Origin of the sequence: Bacillus sp. FSL R5-0560 (assembly GCF_037966305.1) — a bacterium.
Taxonomy (GTDB): domain Bacteria; phylum Bacillota; class Bacilli; order Bacillales; family Bacillaceae; genus Bacillus; species Bacillus mojavensis.
The window spans coordinates 2558816-2576702 of sequence record NZ_CP150195.1 but is presented as its reverse complement, the minus strand read 5'-3'; the positions used below and the strand labels follow the sequence as shown (position 1 = coordinate 2576702).

The 17887-nt window shown below is 44.5% G+C and carries 23 protein-coding genes; 20 read left to right on the top strand and 3 right to left on the bottom strand.

Annotated features, from left to right (window positions below; translation table 11 throughout):
• Positions 1 to 27 precede the first annotated feature (27 nt).
• Both gcvPA and gcvPB read left to right on the top strand, forming a co-directional pair.
• A complete protein-coding gene (gene gcvPA / locus NST56_RS13635; RefSeq protein WP_268504995.1) occupies positions 28 to 1374 on the top strand; it encodes an aminomethyl-transferring glycine dehydrogenase subunit GcvPA in 1347 nt (448 codons plus the stop codon).
• Entirely contained in the window at positions 1367 to 2848 is a 1482-nt protein-coding gene (gcvPB, locus tag NST56_RS13630) for an aminomethyl-transferring glycine dehydrogenase subunit GcvPB (RefSeq protein ID WP_339177135.1), read from the top strand. The genes gcvPA and gcvPB overlap by 8 nt, the downstream gene beginning before the upstream one ends.
• Before the next feature lie 32 nt (positions 2849 to 2880).
• Here the strand turns inward: gcvPB and NST56_RS13625 are convergent, their stop codons facing one another.
• Positions 2881 to 3261 (bottom strand): rhodanese-like domain-containing protein, encoded by a 381-nt coding sequence (locus NST56_RS13625; RefSeq protein ID WP_010334910.1) that lies wholly within the window; start codon positions 3259 to 3261, stop codon positions 2881 to 2883.
• A 188-nt stretch (positions 3262 to 3449) separates the two neighbouring features.
• Between NST56_RS13625 and lipM the strand changes: the two genes are divergently transcribed.
• The 3 genes from lipM (at position 3450) to NST56_RS13610 (ending at position 5817) form a co-directional block, all read left to right on the top strand.
• On the top strand, positions 3450 to 4286 hold the full coding sequence (gene lipM / locus NST56_RS13620) for an octanoyltransferase LipM (protein WP_168748221.1): 837 nt from the start codon (positions 3450 to 3452) through the stop codon (positions 4284 to 4286).
• A gap of 100 nt (positions 4287 to 4386) precedes the next feature.
• Positions 4387 to 4815: a transcriptional regulator MntR gene (gene mntR, locus NST56_RS13615; protein ID WP_010334908.1), complete on the top strand. Its 429-nt coding sequence runs from the start codon at positions 4387 to 4389 to the stop codon at positions 4813 to 4815.
• 126 nt (positions 4816 to 4941) lie between these two features.
• On the top strand, positions 4942 to 5817 hold the full coding sequence (locus NST56_RS13610; protein ID WP_326191110.1) for a patatin-like phospholipase family protein: 876 nt from the start codon (positions 4942 to 4944) through the stop codon (positions 5815 to 5817).
• Here NST56_RS13610 and NST56_RS13605 read toward each other — a convergent pair.
• Both NST56_RS13605 and NST56_RS13600 read right to left on the bottom strand, forming a co-directional pair.
• On the bottom strand, positions 5814 to 6209 hold the full coding sequence (locus NST56_RS13605) for an SA1362 family protein (RefSeq protein ID WP_010334906.1): 396 nt from the start codon (positions 6207 to 6209) through the stop codon (positions 5814 to 5816). The genes NST56_RS13610 and NST56_RS13605 overlap by 4 nt on opposite strands.
• Positions 6210 to 6248: 39 nt before the next feature.
• Positions 6249 to 7202 (bottom strand): DUF1385 domain-containing protein, encoded by a 954-nt coding sequence (locus NST56_RS13600; RefSeq protein WP_339177126.1) that lies wholly within the window; start codon positions 7200 to 7202, stop codon positions 6249 to 6251.
• A gap of 230 nt (positions 7203 to 7432) precedes the next feature.
• Here NST56_RS13600 and NST56_RS13595 point away from each other — a divergent pair, with 230 nt between their 5' ends.
• The 15 genes from NST56_RS13595 to accC all read left to right on the top strand — a co-directional run bounded on the left by NST56_RS13595 (position 7433) and on the right by accC (position 17878).
• Positions 7433 to 7966, top strand: coding sequence for a YqhR family membrane protein (locus NST56_RS13595; protein ID WP_339177124.1), 534 nt, complete (start codon positions 7433 to 7435; stop codon positions 7964 to 7966).
• An 87-nt stretch (positions 7967 to 8053) separates the two neighbouring features.
• Positions 8054 to 8494: a type II 3-dehydroquinate dehydratase gene (gene aroQ / locus NST56_RS13590; RefSeq protein ID WP_010334903.1), complete on the top strand. Its 441-nt coding sequence runs from the start codon at positions 8054 to 8056 to the stop codon at positions 8492 to 8494.
• Positions 8495 to 8496: 2 nt separating this feature from the next.
• Positions 8497 to 9558 carry an aminopeptidase PapA gene (gene papA / locus NST56_RS13585; RefSeq protein WP_339177121.1) on the top strand — a complete coding sequence of 354 codons (1062 nt, stop codon included), beginning with the start codon at positions 8497 to 8499 and terminating at the stop codon, positions 9556 to 9558.
• 24 nt (positions 9559 to 9582) lie between these two features.
• The gene (gene efp / locus NST56_RS13580; RefSeq protein ID WP_024122022.1) at positions 9583 to 10140 is read left to right on the top strand and encodes an elongation factor P; all 558 of its coding nucleotides are present in this window, start codon (positions 9583 to 9585) and stop codon (positions 10138 to 10140) included.
• A gap of 143 nt (positions 10141 to 10283) precedes the next feature.
• The gene (locus NST56_RS13575; protein WP_010334901.1) at positions 10284 to 10565 is read left to right on the top strand and encodes a YqhV family protein; all 282 of its coding nucleotides are present in this window, start codon (positions 10284 to 10286) and stop codon (positions 10563 to 10565) included.
• A 75-nt stretch (positions 10566 to 10640) separates the two neighbouring features.
• Complete coding sequence (gene spoIIIAA, locus NST56_RS13570) at positions 10641 to 11564, top strand: stage III sporulation protein AA (RefSeq protein WP_010334900.1); 924 nt, start codon at positions 10641 to 10643, stop codon at positions 11562 to 11564.
• Positions 11558 to 12073 carry a stage III sporulation protein SpoIIIAB gene (spoIIIAB, locus tag NST56_RS13565; RefSeq protein WP_010334899.1) on the top strand — a complete coding sequence of 172 codons (516 nt, stop codon included), beginning with the start codon at positions 11558 to 11560 and terminating at the stop codon, positions 12071 to 12073. The genes spoIIIAA and spoIIIAB overlap by 7 nt, the downstream gene beginning before the upstream one ends.
• 22 nt (positions 12074 to 12095) lie before the next feature.
• Entirely contained in the window at positions 12096 to 12302 is a 207-nt protein-coding gene (gene spoIIIAC / locus NST56_RS13560; RefSeq protein ID WP_003153142.1) for a stage III sporulation protein AC, read from the top strand.
• 6 nt (positions 12303 to 12308) lie between these two features.
• Positions 12309 to 12710: a stage III sporulation protein AD gene (gene spoIIIAD / locus NST56_RS13555; protein ID WP_010334898.1), complete on the top strand. Its 402-nt coding sequence runs from the start codon at positions 12309 to 12311 to the stop codon at positions 12708 to 12710.
• Between the two features lie 18 nt (positions 12711 to 12728).
• Positions 12729 to 13928 carry a stage III sporulation protein AE gene (gene spoIIIAE / locus NST56_RS13550; protein WP_010334897.1) on the top strand — a complete coding sequence of 400 codons (1200 nt, stop codon included), beginning with the start codon at positions 12729 to 12731 and terminating at the stop codon, positions 13926 to 13928.
• Between the two features lie 13 nt (positions 13929 to 13941).
• Positions 13942 to 14562 (top strand): stage III sporulation protein AF, encoded by a 621-nt coding sequence (gene spoIIIAF / locus NST56_RS13545; RefSeq protein WP_010334896.1) that lies wholly within the window; start codon positions 13942 to 13944, stop codon positions 14560 to 14562.
• A complete protein-coding gene (spoIIIAG, locus tag NST56_RS13540; RefSeq protein ID WP_010334895.1) occupies positions 14555 to 15244 on the top strand; it encodes a stage III sporulation protein AG in 690 nt (229 codons plus the stop codon). The genes spoIIIAF and spoIIIAG overlap by 8 nt, the downstream gene beginning before the upstream one ends.
• Entirely contained in the window at positions 15245 to 15895 is a 651-nt protein-coding gene (gene spoIIIAH, locus NST56_RS13535; RefSeq protein WP_268449561.1) for a stage III sporulation ratchet engulfment protein SpoIIIAH, read from the top strand. It begins immediately after the preceding gene.
• 151 nt (positions 15896 to 16046) lie between these two features.
• The gene (accB, locus tag NST56_RS13530; protein ID WP_339177116.1) at positions 16047 to 16514 is read left to right on the top strand and encodes an acetyl-CoA carboxylase biotin carboxyl carrier protein; all 468 of its coding nucleotides are present in this window, start codon (positions 16047 to 16049) and stop codon (positions 16512 to 16514) included.
• 11 nt (positions 16515 to 16525) lie between these two features.
• Positions 16526 to 17878 (top strand): acetyl-CoA carboxylase biotin carboxylase subunit, encoded by a 1353-nt coding sequence (accC, locus tag NST56_RS13525; protein ID WP_010334892.1) that lies wholly within the window; start codon positions 16526 to 16528, stop codon positions 17876 to 17878.
• The last annotated feature ends 9 nt before the right edge of the window (positions 17879 to 17887 follow it).

Here is a 17887-nt window from a genome sequence, read left to right as displayed (position 1 = left end):
AATTTTTCTTTGGAGAGGGGTCAACACATGAAGCACCGCTATTTGCCCGCGACAGAAAAGGATAAACAGGAAATGCTTGATGCCATCGGCGCAAACACGATCGATGATTTATTCGCTGATATACCGGAGAACGTCAGATTTAAAAAAGAGTATCAAATCAAAAAGGCAAAATCAGAAACGGAATTAACAAAAGAACTGACAAAGCTGGCGTCTAAAAACCGTGATACCGTTCAATACGCATCTTTCTTAGGCGCCGGTGTATATGATCATTATCAGCCAATTATTGTGGATCATGTCATTTCAAGGTCTGAGTTTTATACAGCATATACGCCATATCAGCCGGAAATTTCTCAAGGGGAGCTTCAGGCAATTTTCGAGTTTCAAACGATGATTTGTGAATTAACAGGCATGGATATCAGCAACTCTTCTATGTATGATGGCGGAACAGCCTTGGCGGAAGCTGCGATGCTTGCCTCCGGCCATACGAAAAAGAAAAAAATCGTGGTGTCCACAACCGTGCACCCTGAATCGAGAGAAGTGCTGAAAACCTATGCAAAAGGACAATATATTGAAGTTGTTGAAGTCCCTGCTGCCAATGGAGTGACTAATCTTGATGCTTTACGCGAAACTGTTTGTGACGATACGGCAGCAGTCATTGTGCAGTACCCAAACTTTTTTGGGCGGGTTGAGCCGTTGAAGGATATTGAGCCGATCGCTCATCAGGGGAAATCCATGTTTATTGTCTCAGCCAATCCGCTTGCATTGGGACTTCTGACCCCGCCGGGCGCTTTTCAGGCTGATATTGTGGTTGGCGACGCACAGCCATTTGGGATTCCTTCAGCATACGGCGGACCCCATTGTGGATTTTTTGCCGTCACGAAAAAATTAATGAGAAAGGTGCCGGGCCGCCTCGTCGGACAAACGGAGGATGAAAACGGAAAAAGAGGTTTTGTGCTTACCTTGCAAGCCAGAGAGCAGCATATTCGCAGGGATAAGGCGACCTCAAACATCTGCTCGAACCAGGCATTAAACGCACTGGCCGCTTCCGTCGCCATGACGGCTCTCGGGAAAAACGGCGTAAAAGAAATCGCCCGCCAAAATCTCTTCAAAGCCAATTATGCTAAGCAAGAAGCGAAAAAAGCGGGGCTCACCGTAATGTTTGATGGGCCGATGTTTAACGAATTCGTCATCAAACTTGATGAACCTGTGAAATCGGTAAACCAAAGATTGCTGACAAATGGGATCATCGGCGGCTACGATTTGGGTCTGACGTATCCGGAGCTTGACCGCCATATGCTTATTGCCGTAACAGAGCTGAGAACAAAAGAAGAAATTGACGCACTCATTCAGGAATTGGGGGATCGCCATGAATAATCAGGATCAGGCACTTATTTTTGAGCTTTCAAGAGAAGGCCGTGTCGGCTACAGTCTGCAGGAGCTTGACGTACCGGAAATGGAAGTGGAGGACCTCTTGTCAGACAGCTATATCCGTGATGAGGACGCAGAGCTGCCGGAGGTTTCTGAGCTGGATATTATGCGGCATTACACAGCGTTGTCCAGACGGAACCACGGGGTTGATTCGGGCTTTTATCCGCTCGGTTCCTGTACAATGAAATACAATCCGAAATTGAATGAGAAAATCGCGCGGATTCCCGGTTTTGCCGCGATTCATCCTCTTCAGGACGAAGACACAGTGCAAGGCGCTTTGGAGCTTTTATATGACTTAAGCAAGCACCTCGAAGAAATTACGGGAATGGATGAGGTCACGCTTCAGCCCGCGGCGGGTGCGCATGGCGAATGGACGGGACTGATGATGATCCGCGCTTATCATGAGGCGCGCGGAGATATGAAACGGACAAAGGTCATTGTTCCCGATTCAGCTCATGGGACAAATCCTGCTTCTGCAACAGTTGCCGGTTTTGAAACGGTTACGGTGAAATCGAATGAAAACGGACTTGTTGATTTAGAGGATTTAAAAAGAGCGGTGAATGAAGAAACCGCAGCTCTTATGCTGACGAATCCGAATACACTCGGATTATTTGAGGAGCAGATCACTGAGATGGCGGAAATCGTTCACCAAGCCGGAGGAAAGCTGTATTATGACGGTGCTAATTTAAATGCCGTGTTAAGTAAAGCGAGACCCGGTGATATGGGATTTGATGTGGTGCATCTTAATTTGCATAAAACCTTCACAGGGCCTCACGGCGGAGGCGGTCCGGGTTCAGGTCCGGTTGGCGTAAAAGAAGATCTGATTCCTTATCTGCCAAAACCCGTTTTAATCAAAAAAGATGGCCGGTTTACTTTTGATTATGACCGCCCTCATGCGATCGGCCGTGTTAAGCCTTACTACGGCAACTTCGGCATCAATGTCAGAGCGTATACGTATATCCGTTCTATGGGCCCAGACGGGTTAAAGGCCGTTACTGAAAACGCGGTGCTGAACGCCAACTATATGATGAGAAAGCTTGCCCCTTATTACGATCTGCCGTTTGACCGCCATTGTAAGCACGAATTTGTTTTGTCAGGGAAACGCCAGAAAAAGCTTGGGGTGCGCACGCTGGATATTGCAAAACGGCTGCTCGATTTTGGGTATCATCCGCCTACGATTTATTTCCCGCTTAATGTTGAGGAATGCATCATGATTGAGCCGACAGAGACAGAATCCAAGGAAACGCTGGATGCGTTTATTGATGCTATGATCCAAATTGCGAAAGAAGCAGAGGAAACTCCGGAGCTCGTACAGGAGGCACCGCATACAACAATCGTCAAAAGAATGGATGAAACGAAAGCAGCCAGGCAGCCTGTACTCAAATATGAGAAAAACGTAAGCAGTGAACTTGTAAATTAAAAAACAGCTGTCTGATATCAGACAGCTGTTTTTTAATTTTTGGCTTTAATTTTTCCGCCCCATTTTTTAAAGCCGCCCTTAAGATTATAAATCTCAGTGCAGCCGTTTTTGCGCAGGGTTTGTGCCGCGCGTCCGCTGCGGACACTGTTCTGGCAGTACAGATAGACAGGCTTGTCCGGACGGATTTCATTTTTTCTCTGTTTCAGCTGAGAAAGCGGGATGTTACGGGCGCCTAAAATATGTCCGCCATCAAATTCATTCGGTTCACGAACGTCGATAAGCTGCGCTTTGCGGTAACCTGCGCGGAATTCTTCTTCCGTAAGTGTTTTCATAATTCGCTGCTGATAGACATATGAAGCAATCATATAGACGATAAACGCAGCAAAAATAATTAAAACGATCATATTAGACAATGTAATTCTACTCCTTTAACGTATAAAATCAAAACCCTGCTTCTTTAAACAAGGCATAGAGACGTTTTCGACAAATACTATTATAGTAAAGCACGGCGCGATTGTCATCCATAATGGAATTAAAATATTTTCATTTTCCCGGCAGTTTGTTAAACTGATTCTATTAAAACGGTAAGGAAGGTCTCAAAATGGAAAAAGAAACTTGGCGGTTTATAGACTCAGGAAATGCAAGCCCGGCTTTCAATATGGCGCTTGATGAAGCGCTTTTATATTGGCACAGTGAGAAGAAAATTCCTCCGGTCATCCGTTTTTACGGCTGGAATCCGGCGACACTTTCTGTGGGATATTTTCAAAATATTAAAAAGGAAATCAATTTTGAAGCAGTACATAAGTATAATCTAGGATTTGTCAGACGCCCGACCGGAGGAAGAGGGGTGCTCCACGATCAGGAATTGACATACAGTGTAATCGTTTCTGAGGATCATCCGGAAATGCCGGCGACTGTAACCGAGGCATATCGGGTTATTTCAGAAGGCATACTTCAAGGCTTTAGAAATCTTGGTCTGGACGCTTATTTTGCCATTCCGAGAACCGAAAAAGAAAAAGAAAGCTTAAAGAACCCGCGGTCATCCGTTTGTTTTGATGCGCCGTCCTGGTATGAGCTCGTTGTCGAGGGACGTAAGGTGGCGGGAAGCGCGCAAACGAGACAAAAAGGCGTCATCCTTCAGCACGGATCCATTCTGCTTGATTTGGATGAGGATAAGCTGTTCGATCTATTTTTGTATCCGAGTGAAAGAGTCAGAGAGCGGATGCAGCGCAATTTTAAAAATAAAGCGGTTGCGATTAATGAACTCACCGATCACCCGGTGACGATGGACGATGCACGCAAGGCTTTTAAATCCGGATTTGAAAAAGGATTGAATATTCACTTGGAGCCATACGAACTATCTCAGGAAGAACTTGATTTTGTTCAGAACTTGGCAGAAACAAAATATGCTTCTGATGAATGGAATTATAAGCGGTAAAAAGGGCTTTTGGGCCTGCAGAGCATCCTTGTTTTTTCAAGTTCATTAGTGTAAACTTGTAATGATTTATAAAGTTAAGGTGCTTTTTGGGAGGGTTTCGATGACGACACCAAGTATGGAAGATTACATTGAACAGATTTATATGCTGATTGAAGAAAAAGGATATGCAAGGGTTTCTGATATCGCGGAAGCATTGGCAGTCCATCCCTCCTCTGTAACAAAAATGGTTCAAAAACTAGATAAAGACGAATATTTAATTTATGAAAAATATCGCGGTCTCGTGCTAACGTCTAAAGGAAAGAAAATAGGCAAACGGCTAGTATACAGACATGAATTGCTTGAGCAGTTTTTAAGAATCATTGGTGTTGATGAAGAGAAAATATATAACGATGTTGAAGGAATTGAGCATCATTTAAGCTGGAACAGCATTGATCGCATCGGTGATCTTGTTCAATATTTTGAAGAAGACGATGCGCGTAAAAAAGAGCTAAAATCAATTCAAAAGAAAACAGAACATCATAATCAGTAAAAAGGCGGGTCTCAAAGGAGGCCGCCTTTTTTTGATGAAATGCGCCCTGCTTCATTCATTGGTCTATTTCTTCGTGTTTTTTCTTAAAATGATAGTAAACCATCGGATGGAGGGGGAGGGTATGGGATGTATATTGACGGTGTGTTTTCTGGCGGAGGGGTAAAAGGCGTGGCGCTTGCCGGCGCGTATGAAGCGCTTGAAGAAAAAGGATTCCGCTTTGCACGGCTTGCCGGCACAAGCGCCGGCGCCGTTATTGCCGCTTTTATTGCATCAGGTTATTCAAGTAAGGAAATTCACACTTTGATTGAAGAAGCGGACGGAGAGAGCCTGCTGGACCAGCGATACTCATTTCTCCCCTTAAAAATGCTTCAATGGGTGTCCATTTATTGGCGTCTGGGCTTGTTTAAAGGAGACATGTTAGAAAAGTGGATTGCTGACCTTTTAAGAGTGAAAGGCGTGCGGGTTTTTGGCGATTTGAAAAAAGGCTCTTTGCGTCTCATCGCTTCGGATCTGACTAACGGCACAATGATCGTGCTGCCCGACGACTTGGTCCGCTACGGGTTAAATCCGGATATGTTTCCGGTTGCCAGAGCGGTAAGAATGAGCTGCAGCATTCCCTATTTTTTTGAACCAATAAAATTAAAAACAGATACAGGAATCGCCACAGTTGTGGATGGGGGCGTTTTAAGCAATTTTCCCATATGGCTGTTTTCCAAAGAAAGAAAACGACCTGTCATCGGGGTGACGCTAGCGCCGAATGAAAGGGAACGGCCGAAAAAAAATATCCGAAACGCTTTTGAACTGTTTGGCGCTCTGTTTGAAACGATGAAGGATGCGCATGACGCAAGGCATATCGCGTCACGCTATGAGCAAAATATCATTTTTCTTCCCGTTGACAACGTGATGGCGACCGAATTTCATTTAACACAACAAAAAAAACTAGCCCTGATTGAGCTAGGTAAAAGTCGGACAGAGCAGTTTTTAAAGCAGTGGACCTATTAAAAAAGCGCTCTGTTTTTCTTTTTATTTTTTTTCCCTTCTATGACAGTCAGCTGCGTCTGGCTTTTTTTCTTGAGAATCATCGGCTTAGGCTTGCTGGCGCTTGGAACGCTTCGCAGGTGGCTCACCCGTCCCTTATGCCCGGCGCGGTGCTTTGCTTTTTGTTCTTTCAGCCGGCGCCGCGATTGTTTGGCCGCTTTTTTAAAAGCCGCTCCTTCACTGCCAGTATTTCGATTCATTACATATTTCACAATAAAATAAATAATGATACCTGCCAGGATGACGGTTATCGCCATTTTGGCCATTTCTCCGGGATTGGTTACCAGCACATAGAGAAAACCGAACGCTCCCAGCGCAATTAATACAGCAATAATAGGTTGTACACGATGATTCATAACTGTCCACCTCCGAAAGTAATAGCAGGGCAACGGATATTAGATGACGTTGTGAGAAGGCTGCTTTTTTTGTTCAGATCTTTCTTCGAGTCTGAGAAGCTCGTTAAAGCTTTCGATTGCAACTTCAACTTGGTCATCCTTAGGTTCTTTAGTCGTTAACAGCTGAAGCCAGAGGCCCGGGTATCCGAGACATTTCAAACCGGGAATATCACGCACTTTATTTGTCAGCTGCAGAACTTCAAAGGAAATCCCAAGGACAACCGGTATGAGCGCGACACGATCTATAACACGCAACCAAAGCGGATCTGTCGGAACAAGCATGTATACAAACATACCGACAATAATGGTAAATAAAATAAAGCTGGACCCGCAGCGGTAATGAAGCCGTGATTGATTTTGAACGTTCTCTACAGTAATTGGCAAATTCTGTTCATAACAGTTTATGACCTTATGTTCGGCTCCATGATATTGAAACACTCTTTTAATCAGCGGTGTCATGGATAAAAAATAAATATAACCGAGCAGCAAAATCAATTTGAACAGACTTTCAACTGCGATTTGCGCTGTATCCGATGGAAAAACCGGTCTTGTCAGTTCAGCTAAGAAAACAGGAACCAATGTAAATACGAATTTACTGAACAAAAAGGATAAGACGCCGATCACTGCGAGGCTGAGATACATTGACAGTCCCGAGGATTTTTTTTCTTCCTTAAGCGTTTCGTCCTCAGACGGATCAAGTCCGTAGCGTTCACTCGAAAAATTCAAATGCTTTGTGCCGTTAGCGCTCGCTTCAATAATAGCTGCGATCCCTCTTATAAATGGTATTTTTTTTACCATGTTCAGCTTCGGATTGTGTTTCCGGGGAAGCTTGAAGAAATCAATGCTTCCGTCTGTTCTTCTGATGGCCGTAACGTAATGGTGTTTTCCGCCAAACATAACGCCTTCCACAACCGCCTGCCCGCCGTAAGCGGGCGGGATTTTATGTTTTGACATATTCATCAACCTGCCTATTTCTTTAGGATTGCTAACCATTTCCTTTCACTCTATTGTACAGGAAACAGCGCTAAACCTCTAGATTGACAGGCTCAAAATTTACCAGCGCCTAGCTTTTTCTACATGCAGTATACCCGTTATTTTCAAATTTTACTCGCTTCTGTCAAAATGTGTGAGCTTTTTTATTGACATTTCATTTTTTGGGCACACTTTAATAAGGAGGTGCCGTAATGACAAGTGAAAAAAATACAGATCAAAACGAACAATCAATAGAGGATCAGGGGCCGCCTGTGCCAATGGGCGGCAGGGTAGCGGCGACGGGTTTTTGCGGGGGCGTATTATGGAGTTTCGTCGGTTATATCGCCTACTTATTTCATTTTTCCGAAATCAGCCCCAATATGATATTGCAGCCTTTCGTGCTCGGAGAGTGGAAAAAACATGGTTTAGGAACGATTATCAGCATCATTGTGATTGGCATCATTTCGATTGGCGGGGCGTTTCTTTATTATCTTCTCTTGAAACACCTGAAAACGATGTGGCCTGGTATTTTATACGGCTTGCTGCTTTGGCTGCTCGTGTTTTTTGTGTTTAACCCGATTTTCCAGGATGTGCGTGCCGTAACTGAATTGAAATCAGATACGATTATTACAACGATTTGCATCTATCTGCTTTACGGGCTGTTTGTCGGCTATTCCATTTCATTTGAATACAATGAGCTGAACTCGGAAAAGCTGGCACGTGCGCTGGGAACACAGAGAGAATAGTGTATTATCCTTTTCTGTTATGATAAAATGTTCACGAGAAGTGAACATTTTTTACATGAGAAACCCTAGCGAAAAGGAGAGAGCCGTGTGCCTCATTTTTTGATTTTGAACGGCCCGAATGTCAATCGGCTGGGGAAGCGTGAGCCGGATGTATTTGGGCGTCACACCCTGACAGATATTGAAACAGATCTTTTTCAATTTGCTGAAGCCTTACATATTCAGCTTACTTTCTTCCAGTCTAATCATGAAGGCGATTTGATAGACGCCATACACGAGGCTGAGGAACAATATGACGGAATTGTTTTGAACCCGGGCGCGCTGAGCCATTACAGCTATGCAATCAGGGATGCTGTTTCAAGCATCAGTCTTCCTGTGGTAGAGGTGCATTTATCAAACTTATACGCCAGAGAAGAATTCAGGCATCAGTCAGTGATCGCTCCTGTTGCGAAAGGGCAGATTGTCGGCCTTGGATCTGAAGGCTACAAGCTTGCTGTTCGCTATTTATTAAGCCAGCAAGGGGGAGAATAAAGATGAAACTTGAGAAATTAAGAAACTTGTTCGAACAGCTGGGGATAGACGGAATGCTGATTACAAGCAGCATCAATTTACGCTATATGACCGGTTTTACAGGGTCAGCGGGCTTAGCTGTCATATCCGGGGACAGGGCTGCGTTTATTACGGATTTCCGTTATACGGAGCAGGCGAAGGTTCAGGTAAAGGGCTTTGAAATCATCGAGCACGGCGGCAGCCTGATTCAAACAACTGCCGACACAATTGAAAAATTCGGCATCAAACGCCTCGGTTTTGAACAAAACAGTATGACCTACGGTACATACGCGTCATATAACGCGGTTATCAGTGAGGCTGAATTAGTGCCTTTGGCTGAATCCGTTGAAAAGTTGCGCTTGATTAAGTCTAATGAAGAGATTAAGATATTAGAGGAAGCTGCGAAGATTGCAGATGATGCTTTCAGCCATATCTTGACGTTTATGAAACCCGGCATTTCTGAAATAGCTGTTGCCAATGAATTGGAATTTTATATGAGAAGCCAAGGAGCGGACAGCTCTTCTTTTGATATGATTGTCGCCTCAGGCCTTCGGTCAAGCCTTCCCCATGGGGTGGCGAGTGACAAACTGATTGAAAGCGGGGATCTTGTTACGCTGGATTTTGGCGCTTACTATAAAGGATATTGTTCTGACATTACCCGTACGGTCGCTGTAGGCCAGCCAAGTGATCAATTGAAAGAAATTTATCAGGTCGTATTTGATGCTCAGGCACGTGGCGTCGAACATATTAAGCCGGGCATGACTGGCAAAGAGGCTGACGCCCTGACAAGGGATCATATCGCTGCAAAAGGCTACGGTGAGTACTTCGGCCATTCAACCGGGCATGGGCTCGGCATGGAAGTTCATGAGTCGCCGGGGCTGTCCGTCAGATCTTCAGCTATCCTTGAACCGGGCATGGTGGTTACAGTAGAGCCGGGCATTTACATACCAGAAACAGGCGGTGTCCGAATTGAAGATGACATCGTGATTACAGAAAACGGCAACCGGACAATTACCCATTCCCCAAAAGAACTCATTATTTTGTGATTGGAATATAGGAGGACATTAAACATGATTTCAGTAAACGATTTCCGTACAGGATTAACAATTGAAGTGGATGGCGGCATTTGGCGCGTTGTTGACTTCCAGCACGTAAAACCGGGTAAAGGCGCGGCATTTGTCCGTTCTAAACTTCGCAACCTGCGTACCGGCGCGATTCAGGAAAAAACATTCCGTGCTGGTGAAAAAGTGGCAAAAGCGCAAATCGAAACAAAAACAATGCAATACTTATATGCGAACGGAGACCAGCACGTATTCATGGATACAAGTTCTTATGAACAGCTTGAATTGAGTGAAACTCAAATTGAAGAAGAATTAAAATATCTGCTTGAAAATATGTCTGTACACATCATGATGTACCAAGATGAAACACTCGGTATCGAACTACCGAACACGGTTGAGCTGAAAGTGGTAGAGACTGAACCTGGTATTAAAGGTGATACGGCATCAGGCGGTACAAAACCTGCGAAAACCGAAACTGGTCTTGTTGTAAACGTGCCGTTCTTTGTCAATGAAGGCGACACACTTGTAGTCAACACATCAGATGGTTCTTACGTTTCAAGAGCGTAAGGAGAAAAAAGAGGCCTGTTCCCAATTGGGAGCAGGCTTTTTTTGTACGCAAAAACAGAATCTTTCTTTTATACGAAAATGGCAAGACTACTTCCGCAAGCTAGAGCATATCATATAAAAAAATGGGAGGTTGGGAGAGTGCTATGAAATTTTTTCTTGGAAATATCAATTCTACTGTTTTGACGATGGCCGGATTGCGAGTTTTATCCTCCATGATTGAGCTGACGGCCGCGATTGTGATGCTTGTGACAAATGATGTCCGCAAAGCAGTTGTGGTCAACAGCATTCTTGCTATTGTCGGTCCGCTGATTTTTATCATTACCATGACTGTGGGAATCTACCAAATTGCCGGGCAGCTGTCATATGCAAAGCTGATCTTGATTTTTACGGGTGTCGTATTGATTTTAGCGGGTGTCCATAAATAAAGAGAGGCTTGTCATAAAGTCTGCCTCACATCATACATTTTAAAGAAGCCGATCGGTAGAAAGGAGGAGACTCTGTTGAATGAAATTGCTGACGTTCTCCCTGAATCCATGAAAAACGCCCTTTCTGAAATACCGGAACATCAATGGCTGGAAATCGAAGAAATCAGAATTCGGGTTAACCGCCCTGTTGAACTGATACGAAAAGGACAACCTCTTTTTTTGTCCTATGCGGGAACGGCCGAGGATGCCCATCTGATCCTCAGCCGGCTGAGCAATTATAGTATGTATACGCTCGAAGAAGAGCTGAAGAAAGGGTATGTTACCATTAGGGGCGGTCACAGAGTCGGACTTGCAGGCAGAGTCATTACAGAAAACGGAGGAGTGAAGGGTCTCCGTGACATTGCGTCTTTTAATATACGAATTGCCCGGCAAAAGCTCGGAATTGCAGAGCCGCTGCTTACTTATCTGCATCAAAACGGCTGGTTGAATACATTGATTATCGGTCCGCCGCAAACCGGTAAAACAACCCTGCTTCGGGATCTTGCCAGACTTGCGAGCAGCGGCAAGAACCGCATTGCGCCCGTAAAGACTGGCATCGTCGATGAACGCTCAGAAATTGCCGGGTGCCTGCGCGGCATTCCGCAGCATCAATTCGGACAGAGAATTGACGTGTTAGATGCCTGTCCGAAGGCAGAGGGGCTGATGATGATGATCCGGTCCATGAGTCCCGAGGTGATAATTGTCGATGAAATCGGAAGAGCGGAGGATACAGACGCACTTCTCGAGGCGCTGCATGCCGGTGTCTCGGTCATCGTATCCGCGCATGGCTGGAGTATTTCTGATCTAATGAAGCGGCCTTCATTAAAGCGTCTGTGGGAAGAAAAAGCCTTTGACCGCTATTTGGAATTATCCAGAACGAAGGGGCCGGGCACGATAAGCCGTATTTATGACAAAGACGGAAACGTGCTTTCGGGAACGAGGGACGTGAAGACATGCTGAAGCTGTTAGGCGCTGTATTCATAGTAGCTGCGACAACATGGACAGGTTTCGAGACGGCGAAAATTTATACAGAACGGCCGAGGCAAATCCGTCAGCTGCGTGCGGCGCTCCAATCCCTTGAGGCAGAAATCATGTACGGCCATACACCGCTTCATACTGCTTCGCAGCAGATCGCAAAACAGCTTGCGCAGCCTGTTTCGGCTCTATTTCTCAGTTTTAGCGAACAGCTGGAAAAAGGCAGTGATTCCGCTAAAACGGCATGGGAGCAAAGCTTAAAGAAAGTGTGGGACAACATGTCACTGAAAAAAGCTGAATATGAAGTGCTGAAACAATTCGGCGAGACGCTTGGGATTCACGATCGAATCTCACAGCAAAAACATATCAAGCTGGCACTTACACACTTAGAGGCATCGGAAGCGGATGCTGAGCAGGCACAAGCGAAAAATGAAAAGATGATAAAAAGTTTAGGGTTTTTAGCGGGCTTGTTACTCATTCTTCTATTGATGTAAACGTGAGGGGAGCAAAAATAAAATGGGAGTAGACGTGAATGTCATTTTTCAAATCGCCGGAGTGGGAATCGTGGTCGCGTTTTTACACACGATTTTGGATCAGATGGGAAAAAAAGAGTACGCCCAGTGGGTGACGCTGTTAGGTTTTATCTATATTTTATTTATGGTCGCCACCATTGTGGATGACCTCTTTAAAAAGATAAAAGCTGTGTTTTTATTTCAAGGATAGGGGGGCTTGCAGATTGACATTGTTCAAATTGTAGGTTTAGGGCTGATCGCCACCTTCCTTTCTTTGATCGTGAAAGAACAAAAGCCGACATTTGCCTTTTTAATTATCGTATTTGCCGGATGTGTTATTTTTCTTTATCTGGTAGATCAAATCTACGACATTATCAGAATGATTGAAAAAATAGCCGTCAACGCCAATGTCAACATGGTATATGTTGAAACGATTTTAAAGATTATCGGAATCGCCTATATTGCTGAATTCGGGGCGCAGCTCACCAAGGATGCCGGTCAAGGAGCCATTGCCTCGAAAATAGAATTGGCGGGAAAAATTCTGATTCTCGTTATGGCTGTTCCTATTTTAACCGTGATTATTGAAACGATTCTCGGACTTATACCTTCCATGTCATAACCGAAAGGAGGCGGCAGATTGAAGCGTTTTCAATGGGCGTTGGTTCTTGCGGTGCTGCTCGTATTAGGCTGCGCAGAAACTGTACAAGCTGCAGACGATTCGGTCCAAACAGAAGAACATACCGAAACGCCGAAGCAATTGGCTGAAAAAACGGCAGAGTCGCTTGAAACAGACAAGATCGGTGAATTTTGGAATGACATAATGACGGAGTACGGCGGCCTGCTGCCGGAAAGTCAAAAAGGAAGTTTGCTTGAGTTTATAAACGGCGATAAATCCTTTTCACCGCAAGAATGGCTGAAGGCTCTCTTTTCTTATTTGTTTCATGAAGTGCTTGCCAATGGAAAGCTTCTAGGCACGTTGATTTTGCTGACGATTTTCTGCGTCATTCTTCAACTGCTGCAAAATGCATTTCAGCAAAGCACAGTCAGCAAGGTTGCCTACGCAATTGTCTATATGGTGCTGATTATCCTCGCGCTGAACAGCTTTCATGTAGCGATCAATTATGCGACAGAGGCGATTCAGACGATGACCAGTTTTATTTTGGCTCTCATTCCTCTCCTGCTGGCGCTTTTGGCTTCCTCTGGAGGAGCTGTATCTGCGGCCTTCTTTCATCCTGTTATACTCTTTCTTATGAATACGAGCGGTCTGCTGATTCAAAACATCGTCATGCCGCTGATTTTCTTATCAGCGATTCTGAGCATTGTCAGTACAATGACAGAACAGTACAAAGTAACTCAGTTGGCCAACCTTCTCAGGAATATCGCCATCGGAGCGCTGGCAGTCTTTCTCACTGTGTTTCTCGGCGTCATTTCTGTGCAGGGGGCCTCGGCGGCAGTGACAGACGGCATTACGCTCAGGACGGCTAAGTTTATTACCGGCAACTTCATCCCTGTTCTTGGAAGAATGTTTACTGACGCAACGGATACAGTGATCAGCGCTTCCTTATTGCTGAAAAATACGGTAGGAATTCTAGGTGTCGCCATTTTGATTTGTATTGCGGCTTTCCCGGCAATCAAAGTGCTTTCTCTCGCTTTTATTTACAAGCTGGCAGCCGCGATTCTTCAGCCGCTCGGCGGCGGTCCGGTCATTACCTGTCTCGATGTCATCAGCAAAAGCGTCATTTATATTTTTGCGGCTCTCGCCATTGTGTCTCTCATGTTTTTTTTAAGCCTTACCGTCATTATTACAGCCGGAAACCTCACGATGATGATGAAGTAAAGGAGGCTGACGGATGAGTTTTCTAACTGAATGGCTTACCAGCATCGTCTTATTTATCCTATTTGCAATCGTCATTGATATGCTGCTGCCGAGCTCCAGCATGCAAAAGTACGCAAAAATGGTCATCAGCCTGCTGCTGATCGTCGTCATGCTTACTCCAATTTTTAAGCTTTTCAAAACAGACCCCGAAGTCATCTTTGAATACCTCACAAAAAACGGGCAATCGGAATCTGCCGAAATAAAAAATCAGATCAATTCAAAAAAAATAGAAATACAAGCTTCCCAGCGCGCATATATTTTAGAAGAAATGGCTGTCCAACTAAAAAAGAAAGCGGAGGAGATGTTCAGTCATGACGAATATAAAGTAGACCAAATCAAGATCACGGCAGGAGAAAAAGTAGATTCAGAAGAGGATATCAAAACAATTAGCGTGTATATGGCCCCGTCTTCTGAAAAAACGGTCCAAACGGTCGCGCCGGTCGACATTAATACGGATCATGCATACGTCACAAAAGATACAGCGGAACAAAAAGAAGCTAAACAGATTCAGGGAAAGCTTGCAGACATCTGGGAAATCGGCAGTGAGAAAATTACGGTTCATATGGAAGGCGGGGAGAGGATCGGCAATGAATAAAAACGGATTATGGAACGTATTGAAAAAGCAGTTTCTTCCGGGGCAATCGAAGGACGGCGAAAAACCGAAGCTGACCAAATATCATTACTTTCTGTTCGTTTTTGTTCTCGGCGTCTCCTTTATGCTTGTCAGCCAGCTCTTTTCTTCACCGGAGAAAACGGAAAACGCCCAGACCATAACAGCACCGGCATCAGCTGATTCGGCGGACAGCAAAGAGAAAACAGCTGAAGTGTTTAAGGCCTCAAAATCTGATGATCCTAAAAACTCTATTGGCGATTATGAAAAAGAATATGAAAATCAGCTGAAGGAAATTCTTGAAACCATTATCGGCGTGGAGGATGTCTCGGTTGTGGTTAATGTGGACGCAACGTCACTGAAGGTGTATGAAAAAAACAAATCAAGCAAAAATACAACAACTGAAGAAACAGACAAAGAAGGCGGAACTAGAAGCGTGACGGATCAAACATCAGAGGAAGAAATCGTTATGATCAGGAATGGGGATAAAGAAACACCTGTTGTCGTTCAAACGAAAAAACCGGATATACGCGGTGTACTCGTTGTTGCTCAAGGAGTGGACAACGTTCAAATAAAACAAACCATTATTGAAGCGGTGACACGGGTCCTGGATGTTCCAAGCCACCGGGTTGCGGTTGCCCCTAAAAAAATAAAGGAGGATTCATAAATGCTCAAAAAACAAACTGTTTGGCTGTTAACAATGCTCAGTCTTGTTGTGGTGTTAAGTGTTTATTATATCATGTCGCCTGAAAGTAAAAACGCGGTGCAGATGCAAAGTGAAAAAAGCCCGTCAGACAGCGGTGAAGTAGCAACTGAAAAAACACCTGCCAAGGAAGACGTAAAGGAGAAAAACGGTACTGAAACAGAAAAAGAAGACGGAACTAAGGGTACGAAAGATTCTTCTTCAGACAAAGAAACTTCCGCTGAAGCGAGTGAAAAAGGAACGGTTGTGACCGAAACCGCCGACGATGATCTTTTCACAACATACCGCCTTGATTTGGAAGATGCCAGAAGCAAAGAACGGGAAGAACTGAATGCGATCGTATCCAGCGACGATGCAACAGCAAAGGAAAAGAGCGAAGCATATGATAAAATGACAGCCCTCAGTGAAGCGGAAGGAACAGAAAAACAGCTTGAAACACTAATTAAAACACAAGGCTATGAAGATGCCCTCGTAAATGCGGAAGGAGACAAAATCAACATCACGGTCAAATCTGACAAACACTCTAAATCTAAAGCTACAGCCATCATAGACCTTGTTGCCAAAGAAATTAAAACGATGAAAGACGTTGCGGTCACATTTGAGCCTTCCAAATAGTTAATGAACAACCGCCCGCCGAAACGCGGGCTTTTTGCATGCCAGTCATATTAGAGTTGAATTCAAAAGTCCGCTCCTGTAAGATAAACATAGTATGTACTTTTAGTAGTAACCTATAAAAAAGAAATTTCATACATAGGAGTGCGATTGAATGTTAAATATTAAAGAAATCCACGAACTGATTAAAACAATTGACGAATCTTCAATTGATGAATTCGTATATGAAAATGAAGGTGTTTCCCTAAAACTGAAAAAACACGAAGCGGGCACTGTTCAAGTGATGCACCAAGCGCCGGCAGCACCTGTACAAGCAGCAGCACCGCAAGCGCAGCAAGCAGCGCCGGCACCTGCACAAGAGGCGCCGAAACAAGATGAAAACCTGCACCAAATCAAATCACCGATGGTGGGAACATTTTATGCTTCTTCATCACCGGAAGCCGGTCCTTATGTAACAGCAGGCTCTAAAGTAAATGAAAACACTGTTGTCTGCATTGTAGAAGCAATGAAGCTATTTAACGAAATCGAAGCGGAAGTAAAAGGCGAAATCGTTGAAGTGTTAGTTGAAAACGGCCAGCTGGTTGAGTATGGACAACCTCTATTTCTTGTAAAAGCAGAGTAAGGAGACTTAACATGATAAAAAAGCTATTGATCGCCAACAGAGGAGAAATTGCTGTCAGAATCATCAGAGCCTGTAAAGAGCTCGGTATTGAGACTGTCGCCGTTTATTCAGAAGCTGATAAAGATGCCCTGCATGTACAAATGGCTGATGAGGCTTTTTGTATCGGACCGAAAGCATCAAAAGACAGCTATCTAAACGTTACAAATATCGTAAGTGTCGCCAAGCTGACCGGTACAGACGCTATTCACCCGGGTTACGGATTTCTAGCGGAAAACGCCGACTTCGCGGAATTATGTGAAGAAGTGAATGTCACGTTTGTTGGACCTAGCGCTGAGGCCATTTCAAAAATGGGAACTAAAGACGTTGCGCGAGAGACGATGAAACAGGCGGGCGTGCCGATTGTTCCAGGTTCACAAGGAATTATAGAAAATGTAGAAGAAGCGGTTTCGCTAGCTAATGAAATTGGGTATCCTGTAATTATAAAAGCCACCGCAGGCGGAGGCGGAAAAGGAATCAGGGTTGCGCGCACCGAAGAGGAACTGATTAACGGCATTAAGATTACTCAGCAGGAAGCTGCAACTGCATTTGGAAATCCTGGTGTTTACATCGAAAAATACATAGAGGATTTTCGTCATGTTGAGATCCAAGTGCTTGCCGATAATTATGGAAATACCATTCATTTGGGCGAACGTGACTGCTCGATTCAAAGACGCCTTCAAAAGCTTTTGGAAGAATCACCATCTCCTGCGCTTGATTCAGAAATCAGAGAGCAGATGGGTGAAGCGGCGGTTAAGGCTGCAAAAGCAGTTGGCTACACAGGCGCGGGAACAGTTGAATTTATTTATGACTACAGAGAACAGCGCTACTACTTCATGGAAATGAACACAAGAATTCAAGTAGAGCACCCAGTTACAGAAATGGTGACAGGAACAGACCTGATTAAGGAACAAATCAGAGTCGCATCAGGAATGGAACTCAGCCTCAAGCAAGAAGATGTTGTATTTGAAGGCTGGGCCATCGAATGCCGAATTAATGCGGAAAACCCAAGCAAAAACTTCATGCCGTCACCTGGTGAAATTAAAATGTATCTGCCGCCGGGCGGTTTAGGTGTCCGTGTAGATTCAGCCGCGTATCCGGGCTATACCATCCCTCCGTACTACGACAGCATGATTGCGAAAGTAATCACATACGGAAAAACGAGAGATGAAGCGGTTGCCCGCATGAAGCGCGCGCTAAGCGAATTCGTCATCGAAGGCATAGAAACAACAATCCCGTTCCACATCAAACTGCTTGAACACGAAACATTTGTTAGCGGAGAGTTTAATACGAAATTTTTAGAAACATATGATGTAATGGGCTCATAATTTTTACGG

What these genes read in the sequence shown, in the direction of transcription:
- spoIIIAH (WP_268449561.1), top strand. Translation starts at nt 15,245, where the DNA reads ATGCTCAAAAAACAAACTGTTTGGCTGTTAACAATGCTCAGTCTTGTT.
- spoIIIAF (WP_010334896.1), top strand. Translation starts at nt 13,942, where the DNA reads ATGAGTTTTCTAACTGAATGGCTTACCAGCATCGTCTTATTTATCCTA.
- accB (WP_339177116.1), top strand. Translation starts at nt 16,047, where the DNA reads ATGTTAAATATTAAAGAAATCCACGAACTGATTAAAACAATTGACGAA.
- lipM (WP_168748221.1), top strand. Translation starts at nt 3,450, where the DNA reads ATGGAAAAAGAAACTTGGCGGTTTATAGACTCAGGAAATGCAAGCCCG.
- accC (WP_010334892.1), top strand. Translation starts at nt 16,526, where the DNA reads ATGATAAAAAAGCTATTGATCGCCAACAGAGGAGAAATTGCTGTCAGA.
- gcvPB (WP_339177135.1), top strand. Translation starts at nt 1,367, where the DNA reads ATGAATAATCAGGATCAGGCACTTATTTTTGAGCTTTCAAGAGAAGGC.
- spoIIIAC (WP_003153142.1), top strand. Translation starts at nt 12,096, where the DNA reads ATGGGAGTAGACGTGAATGTCATTTTTCAAATCGCCGGAGTGGGAATC.
- NST56_RS13575 (WP_010334901.1), top strand. Translation starts at nt 10,284, where the DNA reads ATGAAATTTTTTCTTGGAAATATCAATTCTACTGTTTTGACGATGGCC.
- NST56_RS13595 (WP_339177124.1), top strand. Translation starts at nt 7,433, where the DNA reads ATGACAAGTGAAAAAAATACAGATCAAAACGAACAATCAATAGAGGAT.
- NST56_RS13600 (WP_339177126.1), bottom strand. Translation starts at nt 7,202, where the DNA reads ATGTCAAAACATAAAATCCCGCCCGCTTACGGCGGGCAGGCGGTTGTG.
- spoIIIAG (WP_010334895.1), top strand. Translation starts at nt 14,555, where the DNA reads ATGAATAAAAACGGATTATGGAACGTATTGAAAAAGCAGTTTCTTCCG.
- papA (WP_339177121.1), top strand. Translation starts at nt 8,497, where the DNA reads ATGAAACTTGAGAAATTAAGAAACTTGTTCGAACAGCTGGGGATAGAC.
- efp (WP_024122022.1), top strand. Translation starts at nt 9,583, where the DNA reads ATGATTTCAGTAAACGATTTCCGTACAGGATTAACAATTGAAGTGGAT.
- gcvPA (WP_268504995.1), top strand. Translation starts at nt 28, where the DNA reads ATGAAGCACCGCTATTTGCCCGCGACAGAAAAGGATAAACAGGAAATG.
- spoIIIAB (WP_010334899.1), top strand. Translation starts at nt 11,558, where the DNA reads ATGCTGAAGCTGTTAGGCGCTGTATTCATAGTAGCTGCGACAACATGG.
- mntR (WP_010334908.1), top strand. Translation starts at nt 4,387, where the DNA reads ATGACGACACCAAGTATGGAAGATTACATTGAACAGATTTATATGCTG.
- NST56_RS13610 (WP_326191110.1), top strand. Translation starts at nt 4,942, where the DNA reads ATGTATATTGACGGTGTGTTTTCTGGCGGAGGGGTAAAAGGCGTGGCG.
- NST56_RS13605 (WP_010334906.1), bottom strand. Translation starts at nt 6,209, where the DNA reads ATGAATCATCGTGTACAACCTATTATTGCTGTATTAATTGCGCTGGGA.